Source organism: Paracoccus ferrooxidans, assembly GCF_029909815.1.
Taxonomy (GTDB): Bacteria; Pseudomonadota; Alphaproteobacteria; order Rhodobacterales; family Rhodobacteraceae; genus Paracoccus; species Paracoccus versutus.
In genome coordinates this window covers 774,480-791,426 of record NZ_CP038201.1, presented here as the reverse complement: position 1 = coordinate 791,426, position 16,947 = coordinate 774,480, and the positions used below count along the sequence as shown (strand labels likewise).

At 69.2% G+C, this 16,947-nt stretch carries 15 protein-coding genes; 6 read left to right on the top strand and 9 right to left on the bottom strand.

Features of this window, described 5'->3' with window-relative positions:
- Position 1 precedes the first annotated feature (1 nt).
- The 3 genes from E3U26_RS16845 (at position 2) to E3U26_RS16835 (ending at position 3,627) form a co-directional block, all read left to right on the top strand.
- Complete coding sequence (locus E3U26_RS16845; RefSeq protein ID WP_072461333.1) at positions 2 to 985, top strand: ABC transporter substrate-binding protein; 984 nt, start codon at positions 2 to 4, stop codon at positions 983 to 985.
- On the top strand, positions 975 to 2,681 hold the full coding sequence (locus E3U26_RS16840) for an ABC transporter permease (protein ID WP_499106104.1): 1,707 nt from the start codon (positions 975 to 977) through the stop codon (positions 2,679 to 2,681). The genes E3U26_RS16845 and E3U26_RS16840 overlap by 11 nt, the downstream gene beginning before the upstream one ends.
- A gap of 88 nt (positions 2,682 to 2,769) precedes the next feature.
- Entirely contained in the window at positions 2,770 to 3,627 is an 858-nt protein-coding gene (locus tag E3U26_RS16835; protein WP_499106103.1) for a hypothetical protein, read from the top strand.
- 60 nt (positions 3,628 to 3,687) lie between these two features.
- Here E3U26_RS16835 and E3U26_RS16830 read toward each other — a convergent pair whose 3' ends face one another.
- From E3U26_RS16830 to mhpA, 8 genes are all read right to left on the bottom strand, one after another.
- Entirely contained in the window at positions 3,688 to 4,449 is a 762-nt protein-coding gene (locus E3U26_RS16830) for an SDR family NAD(P)-dependent oxidoreductase (protein ID WP_036754491.1), read from the bottom strand.
- Complete coding sequence (locus tag E3U26_RS16825) at positions 4,446 to 5,273, bottom strand: PPC domain-containing DNA-binding protein (RefSeq protein ID WP_499106102.1); 828 nt, start codon at positions 5,271 to 5,273, stop codon at positions 4,446 to 4,448. Before E3U26_RS16825 ends, E3U26_RS16830 begins: the two co-directional genes overlap by 4 nt.
- The gene (locus E3U26_RS16820; RefSeq protein WP_499106101.1) at positions 5,270 to 6,871 is read right to left on the bottom strand and encodes an acyl-CoA synthetase; all 1,602 of its coding nucleotides are present in this window, start codon (positions 6,869 to 6,871) and stop codon (positions 5,270 to 5,272) included. Before E3U26_RS16820 ends, E3U26_RS16825 begins: the two co-directional genes overlap by 4 nt.
- Positions 6,868 to 8,037, bottom strand: a complete 1,170-nt coding sequence (locus E3U26_RS16815) for an acetyl-CoA acetyltransferase (protein ID WP_499106099.1) — start codon at positions 8,035 to 8,037, stop codon at positions 6,868 to 6,870. Before E3U26_RS16815 ends, E3U26_RS16820 begins: the two co-directional genes overlap by 4 nt.
- Positions 8,034 to 8,846, bottom strand: coding sequence for an IclR family transcriptional regulator (locus E3U26_RS16810; protein WP_036754482.1), 813 nt, complete (start codon positions 8,844 to 8,846; stop codon positions 8,034 to 8,036). Before E3U26_RS16810 ends, E3U26_RS16815 begins: the two co-directional genes overlap by 4 nt.
- Positions 8,846 to 9,862 (bottom strand): TRAP transporter substrate-binding protein, encoded by a 1,017-nt coding sequence (locus E3U26_RS16805; protein ID WP_036754479.1) that lies wholly within the window; start codon positions 9,860 to 9,862, stop codon positions 8,846 to 8,848. Before E3U26_RS16805 ends, E3U26_RS16810 begins: the two co-directional genes overlap by 1 nt.
- Before the next feature lie 29 nt (positions 9,863 to 9,891).
- Positions 9,892 to 11,769 (bottom strand): TRAP transporter large permease, encoded by a 1,878-nt coding sequence (locus E3U26_RS16800; protein ID WP_499106098.1) that lies wholly within the window; start codon positions 11,767 to 11,769, stop codon positions 9,892 to 9,894.
- 341 nt (positions 11,770 to 12,110) lie between these two features.
- Positions 12,111 to 13,751 carry a bifunctional 3-(3-hydroxy-phenyl)propionate/3-hydroxycinnamic acid hydroxylase MhpA gene (mhpA, locus tag E3U26_RS16795; protein WP_499106097.1) on the bottom strand — a complete coding sequence of 547 codons (1,641 nt, stop codon included), beginning with the start codon at positions 13,749 to 13,751 and terminating at the stop codon, positions 12,111 to 12,113.
- A 275-nt stretch (positions 13,752 to 14,026) separates the two neighbouring features.
- On the opposite strand from mhpA, the gene E3U26_RS16790 reads away from it, so the two are divergent.
- Positions 14,027 to 14,665 carry a TetR/AcrR family transcriptional regulator gene (locus E3U26_RS16790; protein WP_072461219.1) on the top strand — a complete coding sequence of 213 codons (639 nt, stop codon included), beginning with the start codon at positions 14,027 to 14,029 and terminating at the stop codon, positions 14,663 to 14,665.
- Here E3U26_RS16790 and E3U26_RS16785 read toward each other — a convergent pair.
- A complete protein-coding gene (locus E3U26_RS16785) occupies positions 14,662 to 15,420 on the bottom strand; it encodes an IclR family transcriptional regulator domain-containing protein (RefSeq protein ID WP_036754469.1) in 759 nt (252 codons plus the stop codon). The two genes, E3U26_RS16790 and E3U26_RS16785, sit on opposite strands and share 4 nt — an antisense overlap.
- A gap of 108 nt (positions 15,421 to 15,528) precedes the next feature.
- Here E3U26_RS16785 and E3U26_RS16780 point away from each other — a divergent pair, with 108 nt between their 5' ends.
- Both E3U26_RS16780 and E3U26_RS16775 read left to right on the top strand, forming a co-directional pair.
- On the top strand, positions 15,529 to 16,278 hold the full coding sequence (locus E3U26_RS16780) for a sugar phosphate isomerase family (RefSeq protein WP_499106096.1): 750 nt from the start codon (positions 15,529 to 15,531) through the stop codon (positions 16,276 to 16,278).
- Positions 16,275 to 16,946, top strand: a complete 672-nt coding sequence (locus tag E3U26_RS16775) for a 3-oxoacid CoA-transferase subunit B (RefSeq protein ID WP_140847905.1) — start codon at positions 16,275 to 16,277, stop codon at positions 16,944 to 16,946. Before E3U26_RS16780 ends, E3U26_RS16775 begins: the two co-directional genes overlap by 4 nt.
- Position 16,947 lies beyond the last annotated feature (1 nt).

The window sequence follows — 16,947 nt, the reverse complement described above, 5'->3', positions numbered from 1 at the left end:
GATGAAACCCCTTCGCCTTCTTCCCCTGCTGGCCGGCGCCCTGCTGGCGCAAGCGGCCGTCGCGCAGGATGCGCAGACGATCACCGTCTACACCTCGCAGCCGCAGGACCAGATGGCCGCCGTGGTCGAGGCGTTCAACAAGGACCACCCCCAGATCAAGGTCGAGGTGTTCCGCTCGGGCACGACCGAGCTGATGGCCAAGCTCGCGGCCGAGTTCGCCGCCGGCCAGACCCCGGCCGACGTGATGCTGATCGCCGATGCGGTGGCGATGACGCAGCTCAAGAACGACGGCCGCCTGCTGGCCTATGCCGAGGCGCCGGTCGCCGGCATCCCCGAGGCACTGGTCGACCCCGACAAGACCTTCTTCGGCACCAAGATGATCACCACCGGCATCATCTACAACACCGCCATGGTGGCCGAGCCGCCGCAATCCTGGGCCGACCTGGCCCGGCCCGAGGTGGCGAACAGCCTGATCATGCCCAGCCCGCTCTATTCCGGCGCGGCGGTGATCCATGTCGGCACCATGGCCCAGCAGCCGGAATTCGGCTGGGACTATTACGAGACGCTGGCCAAGAACGGTGCGGTCGCGGGCCAGGGCAACGGCACCGTGGTCGAGGCGGTGGCGCGGGGCGAAAAGGCCTATGGCATCATCATCGAATACATGGCGCTGAACGCCAAGGCCAAGGGCTCGCCCGTCGATTTCGTCTTCCCGGCCGAGGGCGTGTCCATCGTGACCCAGCCCGTCGCCATCCTGAAGGACAGCGACGCGGTCGAGGCGGCCAAGGTCTTTGTCGACTGGCAGCTCTCCAGGGCCGCGCAGGAACAGTCGGTCGCCCAAGGCTATTTTCCGATCCTGGAAGGCGTGGCCCAGCCCGAGGGCTATCCCGACCCGGCCGGGCTGAAGATCCTGCCCGCCGACGCGGCCCGGATGCTGGCCGAGGACAAGGCCAACAAGGAAGCCTTCGCCGAGATCTATGGCGGCTGATCCGGCCCTGTCGCGGAACCTGCGGGGCGGCGAGCATCTGCTCGCCGTCCTTGTCCTCATCTGGGTGGGGGGCCTGTCGGTCTGGCCCCTGGTCCGGCTTTTCGTCGAGGCCTTCGCTGCGGGCGAGGACGGCCGCGCCTTCGGCCTGATGGCCGAGGTTCTGTCGGCGCGTGCGACGCGGCGGGCGCTGGTCAACACGCTCATGGCCTCGGCCGGGTCGGTGGCGGTGTCGCTGGTCCTTGGCGCGGCGCTGGCGCTGGCGACCGGGCTTTTCGCGCTGCGCGGGCGGGTGGCGATGAGCTTCCTGATCCTCACGCCCCTGCTGATCCCGTCGCAGACCCTGGCGCTGGCCTGGATCGAGATGTCGGGCAGCAGTTCGCCCATCCTGCGCCCGCTTGGCCTTGCGCCGCCGCCGGGCACGACCAATCCGCTTTATTCCGGCTGGGGCATCGCCTTCCTGATGGGGATCGAGCATATGCCGCTGGTCTTCATCGCCATGCGCGCGGCGCTGACCGGCCTGCCGGCCGACCTGGTCGAGGCGGCGCGGGTCGCGGGCGCCGGCCGGGCGCGGATCGTCGCCTGCATCTTGCTGCCGCTGGCGCTGCCCGCGGCGCTGGCCGGGGCGATCCTGGCCCTTGCCGCGGCGGTGGGGAATTTCGGCGTGCCCGCGCTGCTGGGCATTCCGGGACGCTTCCCGATGCTGACGACGCTGATCTACCAGCGGCTGAACGGTTTTGGCCCCTCGGTCGCGGGGCAGGTGGCGGTGCTGGCGATGATCCTGGTCGCGCTGGCGCTGGCCGCGCTGGCGCTGCGCGCGCTGGTGCTGGCGCGGCTGGCGGTGCCGACGGGAAGCGGCGCGGCGATGCAGCCCTTCGACCCAGGCCGCGCCCGGCCCTGGATCGAGGCGGCGGTCTGGGCGGTCCTTGCGGTGATCGCGGTCCTGCCGATGCTGGCCCTGCTGGCGACGGCGCTGTCGCCCGCCCTGGGGGTCGCGCTGCGGCCGTCCACCCTGACCCTGCGCAATTTCGCCGATGCCTTCGCCAATCCGACCATCGTGCGGGCCTTTGCCAATTCGCTTCAGCTGTCGGTGGCGGCGGCGGTGCTTTGCGCGCTGGTGGCGCTGCCCTTTGCCTTCCTGCGGGTCATGGCGGGAAACCCGCTGGTCCGCGCGCTGGACTGGCTGGCCGACGGGCCTTGGGTGGTGCCGGGCACGGTGGTCGCGCTGGCGATGATCCTGACCTTCCTGCGCCCGCTGCCGCTGATCGGGTCGCTTTACGGCACCGGGGCGATCCTGCTCGTGGCCTATCTGGCGCGGTTCCTGCCCCTGATCCTGCGCCCGGTCCTGGCAGCGGCGGCGGCGATCGAGCCGGCGCAGGACGAGGCGGCGCGGCTGTTCGGGACCGGCCCGGTCCGGCGGATGGCGGCGATCCTGGCCCCCGCCGTCCTGCCCGCGCTTTCGGCCGGGGCGATGCTGGCGGTGATGACGGCGCTGAACGAGCTGACGCTTTCGGCGCTGCTCTGGTCCAGCGGCAACGAGACCATCGGCGTCATGGTCTTTGCCCTGCAATACGAAGGCAACTCGACCGCCGCGGCCGCGGTCTCGGCGGTGTCGGTGGCGCTGGTTCTGGGGATGGCGCTGGCGCTGGACCGGCTGGCGCCGCATCTGCCGCGCGGCACGCTGCCCTGGCGCGGCTGACGATCCATCCGGGGAAAAATCTTGAGCGGCAGCGGCTTATGCTGTTTGCTCGGGAAAGGGTCGACAGGTTGGGGTGCCGGATATGGTCATGATCGACGAGTTCACCGATACCGCCGTGATGGTCGAGGCGGCAATATCGGCCCTGGTCCTGCCGACGAATGCGGTTCCGCCCGGCGCGCTCGCCTCGGCCCGGCAGCTCGACATGATGGCGACCAGCGCGCAAAGGGCAGTGGTCTTCGAAGCCCTCATGCGCCTGCTTTGGGCGCTTGGCGAAACCGGGGAAAAGCCGACAATCGCGTCCTTCGTCCGCTTTCGGCTGCCGAGTTTCGATGATCTCCTGTCCACGCAGCGGGACCATATAAGAAGGCTCGGATTCTCGTATCAGGAAGGCAACTTCACGCGGCATATCCGCGTCCTGAACGCGGATGTCCATGTCGGCTTCGAGCTTTTGGAGAGCGAGGAAGGCAGTCTTTACAAGAAGATCAAGGCAAGCGTCACCTTTACCTCATCGGAACTGAGGCAGGCCCTGCTGAACGTGGTCGCGATCCTGGCGGCGGAGGCAATATTGTCTTCGCCGTCCGTTTCCGGCGCGGAGACCCTGATATTCAATCCGGGCGGCGCGAAATATGTCTGCACGATAGACAGTTTCATCACCGACGATTATGCCGGTGCCCTTGAAGATGCGGTCAGGACGCTGTCCACCACCGAATTCGCCTCGGAACAGCATGAGCGCGAGGTCTGGATGGCCCGGCAGATGTGCCTGGCGGCGGCAGGCCATCCGCCCGGAAGGATCGACGGGATAAGGGGCGAAAAGACCCGGCTTGCCGAGGAAGCCTATTCACGGGAACATGACGACATAAGGATCATGTGGTCATCGCCGGTCTTTGCCCGGCATGTGCTGCAACATGCGTTCAAATCCCCGGATTACGCCCGGCAGATGGAATAGGCCCCGCCGGCCGGGGGCGTTTCCGCCCCGCAGGCCCGCATCCGCGCGCCGCCCGGCGGCTCAGGCCGGCGCGTTCTCGCGCCTGAGCGCCGGCAGGCCGACGCCGGTGGCATCGAAGCCGCCGTCCACTGCCAGCGTCTGCCCCGAGACGAAGCTGGCCTTGTCCGAACACAGGAAGACGATGGCCTCGGCGATCTCGCGCGCCTCGCCATAGCGGTTCAGCGGGATGGCGTCGTAATAGGCCGAGATGATCTCGGGCGCATGCACCGCCGCCGCCAGCTTGGTCTTGACCGGGCCGGGGGCGACGCAATTGACGCGGATGCCCAGCTCGCCCAGTTCCGCGGCGAATTGCTTGGTCAGGTGGATCACCGCCGCCTTGGAGGTGCCATAGGCCACCCGCAGGGTCGAGGCGCGCAGCCCGGAAATCGAGGCGATGTTGACGATGGCGCCGCCGGTCCGGGCCAGTTCCGGCGCCGCGGCCTGGGTGCAGAGGAACACCCCGTCCAGGTTCGTCGCCATCACCTCGCGCCATTCCTCGAAGCTGGTGCGGCCCGCGCGGGAAAACAGCGCCACGCCCGCGTTGTTGACCAGCGCATCGACGCGGCCGAAGCCGGCCACGGTCTCGGCCATCATGCGCGCGACCTGGTCGGGGTCCGAGACGTCGGCCTCGACCGCCAGTACGTTCTCCATGCCGTCCGCGACCCGGTGCAGTTCCTCGGTGTCGCGGTCGACCATGGCGACGCGCCAGCCCTGTTCCAGGAAGATCTCGGTGGCGGCCAGGCCGATGCCGCGGCAGCCCCCGGTGACGATGGCGGTTTTCATGGCGTTTCCCCTGTCGGTTCGATGATGAGTTCCAGCGTCACGCCGACGGGGTTCGCGCCCCGTTCCAGCGTGCCGCGCGCGATATGGCCGTGGACGTCCACGACCTCGATCGGGACATGCGCCGCGCCCTGGACCAGCCGCGCGCCGTCCAGGCGCAGTTCGGTGGCCAGGCAGTCCATGCGATGCCCCTCGGCGAAGCGGATATGGTCGATGCTGCCCACGCCGTGCAGCCGCGCCGTGGCGATGCCGTGCCGGGCGGCGAGGCTCTCGATGCCCGCGACCACGTCCTCGCCGGGCAGGATACGGGCGAAAAGGCCGGGGCCGGCGCCGCCGCCCTGCGGGGTGAACAGCGTGAAGGCGGTTTCCGGGTCGGGCAGGGCCTCGAACCAGGTTTCGGCCGCGCCGAGGCCCGAGACCGCCGCGTCCTCGGCGATGACGCAATCCAGGGGCAGCAGGTGGCCCATGGCGGTATCGCCTCCGCCCGACCAGATGCCGTGGCAATGCAGGAAGGGGGCGCCGTCCTTGCGGCCCACGCTGGCGGTGGCGCTGTCGATGGTCCAGCGGCCCGCGGGCGCATGGGTCGCGGAATACCAGGCCGCGTGCAGCCCGTCGGTCGACAGCGCCGGCAGCACATAGCGCATCGGTTCGCAGCGGACCCCCGCCAGAGACAGGACGCCGCCCTTGCAGCCGTGAGCGGCGAACAGATCGCCCACCGCCTGCATGACCGTCTGGCCCGCGCGCAGCCTGCCGTGGATGGGTCGCAGCGCGGCGCGCCGGGCCTGCACGCGCTCGGCCGCGCGGGGACCGGGATGGACCATGCTCATGCCGGGGCCTGCTCCAGCAAGCCGCGCGCCTCCAGCTCTTCGCGGATCATCTTCTTGGTGATCTTGCCATAGGCCGATTTCGGCAGCGCCTCCCAGAACAGGAAGCGCTTGGGCAGCTTGTAGCGCGACAGCTTCGGGGCCAGGAATGCCGCCATCTCCTCTTCGGCCACGGGGGTTTGGGCGACGCAGATCGCCCAGCCGACCTCGCCCCAGAGCGGGTCGGGCACGCCCAGCACCGCGACCTCGGAAATGGCGGGATGGGTCAGGATCTTTTCCTCGATCTCGCGCGGATAGACGTTCGAGCCGCCCGAGATGAACATGTCCGACTCGCGTCCGGTGATATAGAGGAACCCCGCCTCGTCCATGTGGCCCAGGTCGCCGGTGCGGAACCAGCCGTCGCGGAACGCCTTCGCATTGGCCTGCGGGTTGCGGTAATAGCCGGCGAAGACGGCGGGGCCGATGACGCAGATCTCGCCGGTCTGGCCGGGCGGCAATTCGCGGCCCTGGTCGTCCTGGACCTGGATCTCGATGCCCGTCCGGGCATGGCCGCAGGTGCCGAGGCGGGTGGCGGGGCCGTCCTCGGCCTCGTGCAGATGCGCGGGCAGGACGGTGATGTTGCCGGTGCATTCGCCCAGGCCGAAATATTGCACCAGCACCTTGCCCAGGACGCGCAGCGCCCTTTGCTGGTCCACGCGATACATCGGTGCGCCGGCATAGATCACATAGCGCAGCGACGAAGTGTCGGCCGCCACCGTCGCCGGATGCTCGACCAGCAGTTTCAGGATGGTCGGCACGGTGAACATGGTGGACACCCGCCATTCCCGCACCAGATCCCAGACCTGCGCCGCGTCGAAACGCTCGGTCGGCAGCAGCACGGTCTTGACCCCCCGCGCCACCTGCGTCAGCTGATGCACGCCCGCGCCATGTGACAGCGGCGCCACGACCAGCGAGGCGTCCTCGCCCGTCAGGCCCGGCATCAGGTCGGCCAGGTGGTTCGTCACCACGAAGGCCATCTGGCCATGGGTCAGAACGCTGGCCTTGGGCCGGCCCGTGGTGCCCGAGGTAAAGAAGAACCAGCAGGGATCGTCGCGATCCACCACGGCGACCTGCGGGCGGCTTCCCCAATGCTCGGCGGTGATCGCCTGCACCGAGGGGCCGAAACCGGCCTCGCCGAAGACCAGCGTGGTCACGCCGCAGGCCGCCGCGTGGTCGGGGAATGCGGCGTTGCAGAACATCAGCCTTGCCCCCGAGGATTGGGTCAGCCAAGCTACCTCCTCGGGCGTCTGGCGGAAATTCGCAGGCACCCAGACGCCGCCGGCGCGCCAGGTGGCGAACATGGCCTGCATCATCTCCATGCAGTTCTGCGACTGGCACATGACCCGGTCGCCCTTTTGCAGCCCGAAGCGGGTTTGCAACGCATGGGCCAGGGCGTCTGTGCGGGCCTCGAACTCGGCCCAGGTCCAGCGCGCCTCACCCATGACCAGCGCGATGCCGTCGGGGTCGCGCCGCGCGGCCTGGGTCAGGAAGGTGGCAAGGTTCATCACCCTGGTCGAAACCGGGCGCTGGCCGCCGGCCGGGTCGATGGCGGGTTCCGTCATTTCACGCGCTCCAGGATCGAGCAATAGCTGGCGACCGCCGCGCCGCCCATGTTGAAGACCCCGCCCAAGCTGGCGCCCGGCACCTGCATGGCGCCGGCATCGCCGGCCAGCTGCATCGCGACCATGACATGCTGCGAGACGCCGGTGGCGCCGATCGGATGGCCGCGCGACTTCAGCCCGCCCGAGGGGTTCACCGGCAGCGCGCCGTCGAACCGGGTCACGCCGTCGCGGATGACGCGCCAGCCCTGGCCGCGGGGCGCAAGGCCCATGGCCTCGTATTCGATCATCTCGGCGGTGGTGAAGCAGTCATGGGTTTCGACCAGCGCCAGGTCCATGATGCCGAGCCCGGCCTGATCGAGCGCCGCCGCCCAGGCCCGGTGCGGGCCGTCGAAGGCGATGGGATCGCGCCGCGACAGCGCCAGCAGGTCGCCGGCCTGGGCGCGGGCGCGAAAACGGATGGCGCGCTGCAGTTCGGCCGCCACCTCGGGCGCGGCCAGCACCAGCGCCGCCGCCCCGTCCGAGACCAGCGAGCAATCGGTGCGCCGCAGCGGCCCGGCGACGCGCGGGTTCTTGTCCGAGATGGTGTTGCAGAAGGCCAGGTCGAAGGGCTTTTGCATATGCGCATAGGGGTTGCGCATGCCGTTTTCATGGTTCTTGGCGGCGATCATCGCCAGTTCCTCGGAACGGTCGCCGTGGCGCTGGAAATAGCTCTCGGTGATGCGGCCGAAGACGCCGGCGAAGCCGCCGGGGATCTCGCCCTCCTCGGGGACGTAGCTGGCGGACAGCAGGATGTCGCCGACCTGGTCGCCGGGGGTCGCGCTCATCTTCTCGGCGCCGATCACCAGGGCGACCTGGCCGCGGCCCGAGGCGATGAAATCCGCCGCCGCATACAGCGCGGCCGAGCCGGTGGCGCAGGCGTTTTCCGTGCGCATGAAGGGCACGCCCGCCAGTTCCGGCGTGCCCATGGCGACCAGCGCGCCCTGGAAATCCTGGCGCGAGAAGCCGTTGTTGTAGACGCCGACGAAGATGCCGTCGACGGCATCGGGCGGCAGGCCGGCATGGTCCAGCGCGGGCCGCGCCACCTCGGCCATCAGGGCCAGCGTGTCGGGCGCCTCGGACTTGCCGAATTTCGTATGTGCCCAGCCGACGATCAGCGGATCTGTCATGCGATGTTCCTTTTCGGTTGCGTGTCCAGCGCGGCAAGGCGGGCTTCGACCAGCCGCGCCTCGCGATGCAGCAGGGCGGCCAGCTCGGCCTGCCGGGCCTCGCCCATGCGGTTCTCGATGGCGGCGATGGACAGCGCGCCGGCCGGCCGCCCGTCCGGCCACAGGATCGCCACGCCCAGGCCCCACGACCCCGGCACCACCCGGCCGGGGTTCAGCGCATGGCCGGCCGCGCGCGCCTGCGCCAGATCCTCGGCCAGGGCCGGGGCAAGGCCGGGGGCCAGCGCCTCGGCCAAGGGCGCCACGCGGCGCAGCAGCGCGTCGCCCTCGGGCGCGGGCAGGGCGGCGAGGATCGCCAGCGCGCCCGCGCCGACGCCGGCCGGCTTGCGGTCGCCGCGCATCAGGGCGTGGGTGCGGATCGGGAAATCGCCCTCGATCCGCTCGAGGCACAGGGTATGGTCGCCCTGCGGCACGGTCAGCAGCAGGGTGTCGCCGGTCTGGCGCGCCAGCCGCAGCATCGAGTCGCGGGCGTGATGCAGGATGCCGTGGCGCTCGGCGGCGAACGTGCCCAGCAGATAGGCCTCGGGGCCCAGGTGATAGCGCCGGCTGCGGCGGTCCTGCTCGACCATGCGCGCTGCGGCCAGGGCCAGCAGCAGCCGCCGCACCGTGGGCCTTGTCAGCCCCGAGGCGGCGGCCAATTGCCCCAGCGCCAGCCCCGCGTCGCCGCCCCTTCCGACCAGCGACAGCAGCGACAGCGCGCGCGCCACCGCCTGCGCGCCGCCGGTCGCTTCAGGGGCGGGCGCGTCCGTCATCAGGCCAGCTTCCGGCCGACGGCGGCTTCCAGGATCTCCCATGCCTCGTCGCCATAGGTCTTTTTCCACTCGGCATAGAAGCCGGCTTCGCGCAGCTTGTCCTCGAAGGGCTGCGGGTCCACGTCGTTGAAGACGAAGCCCTGGCTTTCCAGGTCGCCGCGCAGGGTGGCGTTCAGCGCCATGACATCCTCGCGCTGGCGTTCCGCGCCGGCGTTGAAATGCTTGGCGACGACCTGCTGCGCGTCCTCGGGCAGGGCGCCCCAGGCGCGGCGGTTGCCCAGCAGCCAGAACCCGTCCCACATGTGGTTGGTCATGGACAGGTATTTCTGCACCTCCCACAGCTTCGCGACCTTCATGATCGCCAGCGGGTTTTCCTGCCCGTCGACGATGCCGGTCTGCAGCGCGGTATAGACCTCGGCAAAGTTGATTGAGGCAGGCGCGGCGCCGAAGGCCGAGAACAGCGAGGTCCAGAGTGGGCTGACCGGCACGCGGATCTTGAAACCCTGGAAATCCTCGGGCGTCTGGATGGGCTTGGTCGAGGTGGTGGTCTGCCGGAAACCGTTGTCCCAGATCTTGTCCATCACCACCAGGCCGGCATTCTCGATCTGGCCGCGGGCATAGGCGCCCAGCTCGCCGTCCATCGCCTTCCAGACGGTGTCGTAGTCGGGGAAGGCGAAGCCCACGCCGTTGATCGAGGCGTTCGGCACCAGCGTCGACAGGATCACCGGCGAAAGCTGGAAGAACTCGACCCCGCCCGAGCGCAGCTGGCCCAGCACGTCGGTATCGGCGCCCAGCTGGTTCGAGGGGAAGATCTGGATGTCCACCGCGCCCGAGGTTTCCTCGAGGATCGCCTTGACCGCCTCGGCCAGCCGCACGTTGCTGGGATGCTCCAAGGGCTGGTTGTTCGCGATCTTGTAGCTGAACTCGGCGGCGCGGGCGGCGCCCGGCCGGATGAAGGGCGCGGCAAGCGCGCCTGCGGCGGCACCCATCAGGATGCTGCGGCGGGTGATGGTCATGGTTTCCTCCTCCCCGAGGGTTGTTGACGTCAAAGCAAGGCGGTCGAGAACGCCGGCACGGCGGCGATGGCCAGCAGGCCGACCAGCAGCGCCGCCAGATAGGGCCAGATCCGGCGCATGACCTGGTCGGCGGGCACGTTGGCGATCTTGCAGGCGATGTAGAAGCCGATGCCGATGGGCGGCGCCATCAGCCCGATGTTCATCGCGGTGACGATGACCATGGCGTAATGGATGTCGTGGATGCCCAGGCCGCGGGCGATGGGGAACATGATCGGCGCCAAGAGCACGATGGCCGGCAGCCCCTCGAGCACGCAGCCGAGGATCAGGAAGATCAGGATCGAGGCCAGCATGAACACCACCCAGCCGCCCGGCAGGCCGGTGACGACGGCCATCAGGTCGCGGGCGAAACCCGATTGCGTCAGCGCCCAGGCCATTGCGGATGCCGCGCCCAGGATCAGCAGGATCGCGCCGGACATGGCGGCCGTCTCGACCAGCATGGTGCCCAGCCTGCGGATCGGGATGCCGCCGTAAAGCACGACGCCGATGACGAAGGCATAGACCACGGCGATGGTCGAGACCTCGGTCGCGGTCGCCACGCCGCCGCCGACCAGGCTGCGGATCATGAAGGGCAGGACCAGCGCCGGCGCGGCGATGATCGCGGTCCTGCCGATCAGCGGCAGGGTGGCGGCGCGCACGCCCGACATGTCCTCGGCCCGTGCCTTCCAGCGCGCCAGCACCGCCAGCACGACCAGCAGCACCATCGCGATCACGAAGCCCGAGGTGAAGAGCCCTGCGATCGACACCCCGGCGACCGAGCCCAGGACGATCAGCACGATCGAAGGCGGCACGGTATCGGCCATGGCCGCGCCCGTCGCGAGCAGCGCCGTCATCTCGGGCGCGGAATGGCCCCGCCTGCGCATCTCGGGGAACAGCGCCGGGGCCACCGTCGCCATGTCCGAGACCTTGGAGCCGGAAATCCCCGAGACGAGGAACATCGAGCCCAGCAGCACATAGCTCATCCCCGCCTTGACGTGGCCGAGGAGCGAGGCGAGGAAATTGACGATGGCCTTGCCCATGCCGGTGGCGTCGAGGATGCAGCCCAGCAGCACGAAGACCGGGACCGACAGCAGGATCAGCGAGGACATCCCTTCGTCGATGCGGCCCATCATCACGAAGATCGGCGCATGGCTGGCGAAGGTCAGATAGGCCAGCGTCCCCAGCGCAAAGCAGAAGGCGATGGGCACGCCGATGCAAAGCAGCACCGCGACCAGCAGGCCCAGCCAGATCGGCAGGTTCCAGTTGCCGATGGACAGAAGCGCCGGCCGCGCGAACCACATCAGCGCCACCGCCGCCGCCGTGACGGCCAGGGTCGCGGCGATGATGCGCCATTCGCGCGACCGCAGGACCGAAATCACCGCCAGCACCGCCATCAGCCCGATCCCCGCCGGCAGGGCCGAGGCGCGCCAGGACATCGGCAGCCCCAGCGCCGGCGACCTGACGAAGCTTTCCTCATAGGCATATTCCACCGCGACCGGCAAAAGCCGCAGCAGCAGGACGCAGACCAGCACCTGCCCCGCCACCTCGGCCACCCGCGCCAGCCGCTCGGGCAGCAGCGGCAGGAACACGGTCAGGCGCATATGCTCGTGCCGGTCCACCGCCAGCGCCGCGCCCAGCATCGCCATCCAGATGAAGCTGATGGATGCGACCTCGTCGCCCCAGATCAGCGGCTTGGCCAGCACATAGCGGAAGAACACGTTCGCCAGCACGGTGACGATCATCACCACAAGAAGGCCGGCGGCCAGGATCTCGACCGGGCGCATCCAGCGTTCGGCGCGCTTGGGCTCGGCCAAGGCCTCGATGCCGCCCAGGGCCAGCTCGCCCTCTGGCTGGGTGTCGGTCAGTTGCATCGCATCCCTCCCATGGCGGCGGGCCTCCCCTCCCTGCTGGCGATCCATGATATGGACATGACAGCTGCCGCGTTTTCGGGAATTTCTGGGCGATTCTCGGCAAAGTGCAAGTAAAAATTGCTGGGAGCCGGGCTTTCGGCCCTCTCTGGCCATATTCTGCAGATATGTCATTCCATGTAATGGAATATCTTCTCCGGGCGGCAAACGACAACGGCCGCGCCAAGCCGGCGCGGCCGTTTCTGTCAGCGGGCTTGCGCCCCGCGTCCATCGAATGGTGGTCTTGCCGTCGATGCGCTGGAAGGCACCGATCAGGCCATTTGCCCGGATCGGAGGCTCGCCCCTTACTCGGCCGCCAGCGCCGGGCTGTCGGCCAGGTCCAGCGCCTGCATCACCGCATCGACGCGCTGCCGGAAAGCCTCGGCGCTGTTCGCCGTGGCCGCGACATAGAAATCCGGCCGGATCAGCACGTATTTCGCGTCGATCTCGTCGAGCCAGCGCTTGTAGGTGCCTTCGGTGTCGATCACCGCGCAGCCGCCGCCGGGGGCGCAGACCTGCACGCCGAACCCCTCCAGCAGGTCGAGCTGCGCCCGCTGTCCGGGCGTCAGCGCCGCCAGCGGATCGGCCTCGTAGCCGATCACCACCCAGCCCCGGCCCACCGCCTGGTCGAAGCGGTCGCGCCGGCCCTTGTGCTCGACCACGCCCTGCACCGACAGCTCGCCGGCATGGGCGCTGGCCGGGCACCAGGCGCCGGGGCCGAGATGGCAGATGTCGGTCGGCACCGGCCGCTGGCCGCGGGCCTGAAGCTCGGCGATCATGCGGGCGTCGCGCGCGGCGGCCTCGGCCTCGTCGGCGATGCAGATGATGCTGCCCAGCTCCTGGCTGAAGTCGATGTAGTGGCAGGCGTGGTCCTTGCGCTCGCTGGTATAGCTGTCCAGCAGGCCGAGGCCCGCCTTGCCTTCGAGGATCAGGTTCAGCCGCCAGGCCATGGCCACCGCGTCGCGGACGCCGGCGCACATGCCCTCGCCGGCAAAGGGCGGCATCAGATGCGCCGCGTCGCCGCCGATCAGGCAGCGGCCCTTGTGCCATTGCTTCGCCCAGCGGGCCTGGAAGCGATAGACGGCGGCGCGCTCCAGCTCGGCATTCTCGGGGGTCAGGCCCCAGGGTTGCAGCAGTTCCCACGCCCTTTCCGGGCTCTGCATCTCGGCCGCCGATTCGCCGGGCAGGACCATGAACTCCCAGCGGCGACGGTCGGGCTGGCCGGGCTGCGGCGCGGGCCCGCCGGGGACGATGGTGGTCGGGCGCCTGGGGTCGCAAAGCTGCCACTGCGCCGGCTCATCCGGGCGCGAGGCGCGGTAGTCGAATTTCGGCAGCATGTCGAGGATCAGCCAGTCGAAGAAATAGCCCTTGTCCTCGTTCTCGATGCCAAGCGCATGGCGCACGAAGCTGTTGGCGCCGTCGGTGCCGGCGACGAATTTCGCCCGGATCGTCCGGCGCTCGCCGTCCGGGCCGACTTCCTCGGGGTTCTGTTGCAGCGCCAGGGTGACGCCCTCGGCATCCTGGTCCAGCGCGACGGCGTTCCAGCCGCGCATCATGGTGATTTCCGGCATGCCGCCCGCCAGCTTCAGCAGGCGCTTTTCCAGCAGCGGCTGGTTGAACCAGTAGCGCACGCGCCAGCCGCTGGCCGACTGGCTCTGCCAGTCCACCACCTGCAGGTTCTCGCCCCTGGCGTTGCGCCAGTAATAAAGCTCGTCGTGATGGTTGATCGAGGGGTCGGTCTCGGCGTCGATGCCCAGCGTGGCCAGGATGCGCGCGATCTCGTGGTCGAAGGTCACGGCGCGCGGCAGGTCGTAATGCGTGCTCCAGCGCTCGATCAGCGTCACGCGCTTGCCGCGCTGGCCCAGCAGGATCGCCAGCAGCGTGCCGACCGGGCCGGCGCCGACGATGGCGACATCGGTGTCGCTGGCTTGGGTTGATGGGGTCATCCTTGCTCCTCCCTGAAACGATTGCCGGGGTTCCGGCCCGATCGCCCACGCTCCCTTGCGGGCGGATCGGTCGGCGGTGAATTTGTTCTAAAAATGAATGATCGTCAACTTTGATTATAATTCATACCGGCCGGGAACTTGCAACGCATTGGCTGGACGCCAAAAACTCCCGCACTACCCGCGGCTTCTTGTCGCGCCGGCGGCGCAAGCCCGCCCCTCGGCTTGAGATCCGATTCGTTTCCGAATATGGTTCATGTCCGAATACGGAGCAGGACATGGCCGAGGCAGGGATCCAGGGCGAAGGCCGCGTGGCGCGGCGCCAGCGGCGCAACAGGGCGGCGCTGATCAAGGCCGCGCGCGAGATCATGACCGAAAAGGGCGCCGAGGCCGCCACCATGCTGGAGATTGCCGAGCGCGCCGATGTCGGTGCCGGAACGATCTACAACTATTTCCGGTCCAAGGACGAACTGGCCATCGCCGTGCTCGAGGGGCTGATGCACGACCTGGGGGTCAGCATCCAGGCCGTCACCGACAGGTTCGAGGATCCGGCGCAGGTCTATGCCTTCGGCATCCGCACCGTGCTGGACACCGCGACCGGCGATCCGCGCTGGCGGCAGATGCTGCACCGTTCCGAGGTGATCGCGGATGCGCTGTTCCGCATGATGGGCCCCTTTGCCATCCGCGACCTGCGCCAGGCCTCGGCGGCCGGCCGGTTCGAGGCCGAAGCGGCCGAACTGACCTGGCGGCTGACCTGCCACGCGCTGATCGGCGCCAGCCTGGCGATCACCGAGGGCCAGCTTTCGCCCGCGGAAAGCGAGCGGATCGTGGCCCGCCTGCTCTGCATGGCCGGCCTGGACCTGGCCAGCGCCACCGAGCTGGCCGGCCGGCCGCGCCCGCCGCTGCCCGGCCGCTAGCGCAGCACCCGGCGCAGCCCCTCCTGCACCCGGAGCAGCGCCGGCAGGTAGAGCGTGACCAGCTCCTCGGCCGAGGATTGCACCGCCGCCACCCCGGTATTCAGCGCCGCCACCACCCGGCCATGCGCATTCCAAAGCGGCACGGCAAGCGAGCGCAGGCCCAGCTCGACCTCCTGGTCGATCACCGCATGGCCGTCGGCGCGGGCCTGCCGGATGCGCGCCATGATCTCGTCCGGCGCGGTCAGGCTGTGGCGGGTGCGCGGCGTCAGGTCCGAGCGCTCGACGATGGCGCGCGCCTCGGGCTCGGGCAGGGCGGCCAGCAGCACCCGGCCCATCGAGGTGCAATGCGCCGGCAGCCGCGAGCCCGGCATCAGCCCGATGGACATCACCCGCCGCTGCGCCGCCCGCGCCAGATAGACGATCTCGGTCCCGTCCAGGATCGAGACCGAGGTCGATTGCCCGATCTGCTCGGACAGCTGGTCCAGCCAGGGCTGCACCAGCTGCGCCAGCGGCATCGCCGCCAGCGCCCCCATGCCCAGCCGCAGGATGCGCGGCGTCAGGGTGAAGAACTTGCCGTCGTAATCGGCATAGCCCAGTTCGTGCAGGGTCAGCAGGCAGCGCCGCGCCGTCGCCCGGTCCAGCCCCGTCGCCTCGGCCACCTCGGCGATGGAAAGGCGCGGGCGTTCGGCCCGGAACGCCTCGATCACGCCAAGCCCCTTGGCAAGCGAGGCGATGAAATCGGTCTTGTTCACCATGCGCACAGGTTTTTACGCAGTTTGAACAAATGTCAACATCCGCACGAAACCTCTGGCCTCGCGGCGCCCAGGCGCGCATGACATCCCCGGAACCCGCAGGAGGAGTTCATGGACAAACGCATCCCCAACCTGGCCGAGGCGATCGTCGGCATCCCGGACGGCGCCACGGTGATGATCGGCGGCTTCGGCGGCTCGGGCGCGCCGATCGAGCTGATCCACGCGCTGATCGACCGCTCTCTGGCCACCGGCAGCCCCAGGGACCTGACCGTCATCAACAACAATGCCGGCAACGGCCATGTCGGCATCGCGGCGATGATCGAGCAGGGCATGGTCCGCAAGATGGTCTGTTCCTTCCCGCGCTCGGCCGATCCGCGGGTCTTTACCGAGAAATACCTGGCCGGAGAGATCGAGTTGGACCTGGTGCCGCAGGGCACGCTGGCCGAGCGCATCCGTGCCGGCGGCGCGGGCATCCCCGCCTTCTACACGCCCACCAGCTATGGCACCGACCTGGCCCGCGGCAAGCCGGTGGCCGAGTTCGACGGCCGGCCCTATGTGCAGGAACGCTGGCTCAAGGCCGATGTGGCGCTGATCAAGGCCGAGTTGGGCGACCATTACGGCAACCTGACCTATCGCATGGCGGCGCGGAACTTCTCGCCCCTGATGGCGATGGCGGCGGCGCGCACCATCGCGCAGGTGACGCGGGCGGTCGCGCCGGGCGGCATCGACCCCGAACATGTGGTGACGCCGGGCATCTTCGTCTCTGGCATCGTCGAGGTTGCGAACCCGGCGCAGGAAGAGGCGCTGAACCGCGCCGATGCGGCCCATCCCCCCGCCCGTCCCCAGGAGGTGCAGGCATGACCCGGAAACTGACCAACGCCCAGATCGCCTGGCGCGCGGCGCAGGACATCGCCGACGGCGCCTATGTGAACCTTGGCATCGGCTTTCCCGAGATGGTGGCCAAGTTCCAGCCCCCCGGCCGCCAGGCGGTGTTCCATACCGAGAACGGCGTCCTGGGCTTTGGCGAGGCCCCGCCCGCGGGCCAGGAGGACTGGGATCTGATCAACGCCGGCAAGAAGGCGATCACGCTGAAGCCCGGCGCGGCCTTCTTCCACCATGCCGACAGCTTCGCCATGGTGCGCGGCGGGCACTTGGACGTGGCGATCCTGGGCGCCTACCAGGTGGCGCAGAACGGCGACCTGGCGAACTGGTCCACCGGACCCAAGGGCGTGCCGGCGGTCGGCGGCGCGATGGACCTGGTGCATGGCGCCAAGCGCGTCGCGGTCATCACCGATCATGTCACCAAGGACGGCAAGCCCAAACTGCTGGAAGCCTGCACCCTGCCGCTGACCGGCGTAGGTTGCGTGACCCGCGTCTATACCTCGCTCGCCGTGGTGGACGTGCAGGACGGCCGTTTCGTGCTGCGCGAGAAGCTGCCGGCGATTTCCCTTGACGACCTGCAAGCCGTGACCGGCGCGCGGCTGCACCTGGACGGTGCGGTCGGCGACCTGGTCGTGCCGGAGCTGTGAC

Coding starts and splice junctions, on each gene's coding strand:
- E3U26_RS16840 (WP_499106104.1), top strand. CDS start 975: ATGGCGGCTGATCCGGCCCTGTCGCGGAACCTGCGGGGCGGCGAGCAT.
- E3U26_RS16780 (WP_499106096.1), top strand. CDS start 15,529: ATGGACAAACGCATCCCCAACCTGGCCGAGGCGATCGTCGGCATCCCG.
- E3U26_RS16800 (WP_499106098.1), bottom strand. CDS start 11,769: ATGCAACTGACCGACACCCAGCCAGAGGGCGAGCTGGCCCTGGGCGGC.
- E3U26_RS16830 (WP_036754491.1), bottom strand. CDS start 4,449: ATGAAAACCGCCATCGTCACCGGGGGCTGCCGCGGCATCGGCCTGGCC.
- E3U26_RS16820 (WP_499106101.1), bottom strand. CDS start 6,871: ATGACGGAACCCGCCATCGACCCGGCCGGCGGCCAGCGCCCGGTTTCG.
- E3U26_RS16805 (WP_036754479.1), bottom strand. CDS start 9,862: ATGACCATCACCCGCCGCAGCATCCTGATGGGTGCCGCCGCAGGCGCG.
- E3U26_RS16815 (WP_499106099.1), bottom strand. CDS start 8,037: ATGACAGATCCGCTGATCGTCGGCTGGGCACATACGAAATTCGGCAAG.
- E3U26_RS16835 (WP_499106103.1), top strand. CDS start 2,770: ATGATCGACGAGTTCACCGATACCGCCGTGATGGTCGAGGCGGCAATA.
- E3U26_RS16825 (WP_499106102.1), bottom strand. CDS start 5,273: ATGAGCATGGTCCATCCCGGTCCCCGCGCGGCCGAGCGCGTGCAGGCC.
- E3U26_RS16845 (WP_072461333.1), top strand. CDS start 2: ATGAAACCCCTTCGCCTTCTTCCCCTGCTGGCCGGCGCCCTGCTGGCG.
- E3U26_RS16785 (WP_036754469.1), bottom strand. CDS start 15,420: ATGGTGAACAAGACCGATTTCATCGCCTCGCTTGCCAAGGGGCTTGGC.
- E3U26_RS16790 (WP_072461219.1), top strand. CDS start 14,027: ATGGCCGAGGCAGGGATCCAGGGCGAAGGCCGCGTGGCGCGGCGCCAG.
- E3U26_RS16775 (WP_140847905.1), top strand. CDS start 16,275: ATGACCCGGAAACTGACCAACGCCCAGATCGCCTGGCGCGCGGCGCAG.
- E3U26_RS16810 (WP_036754482.1), bottom strand. CDS start 8,846: ATGACGGACGCGCCCGCCCCTGAAGCGACCGGCGGCGCGCAGGCGGTG.
- mhpA (WP_499106097.1), bottom strand. CDS start 13,751: ATGACCCCATCAACCCAAGCCAGCGACACCGATGTCGCCATCGTCGGC.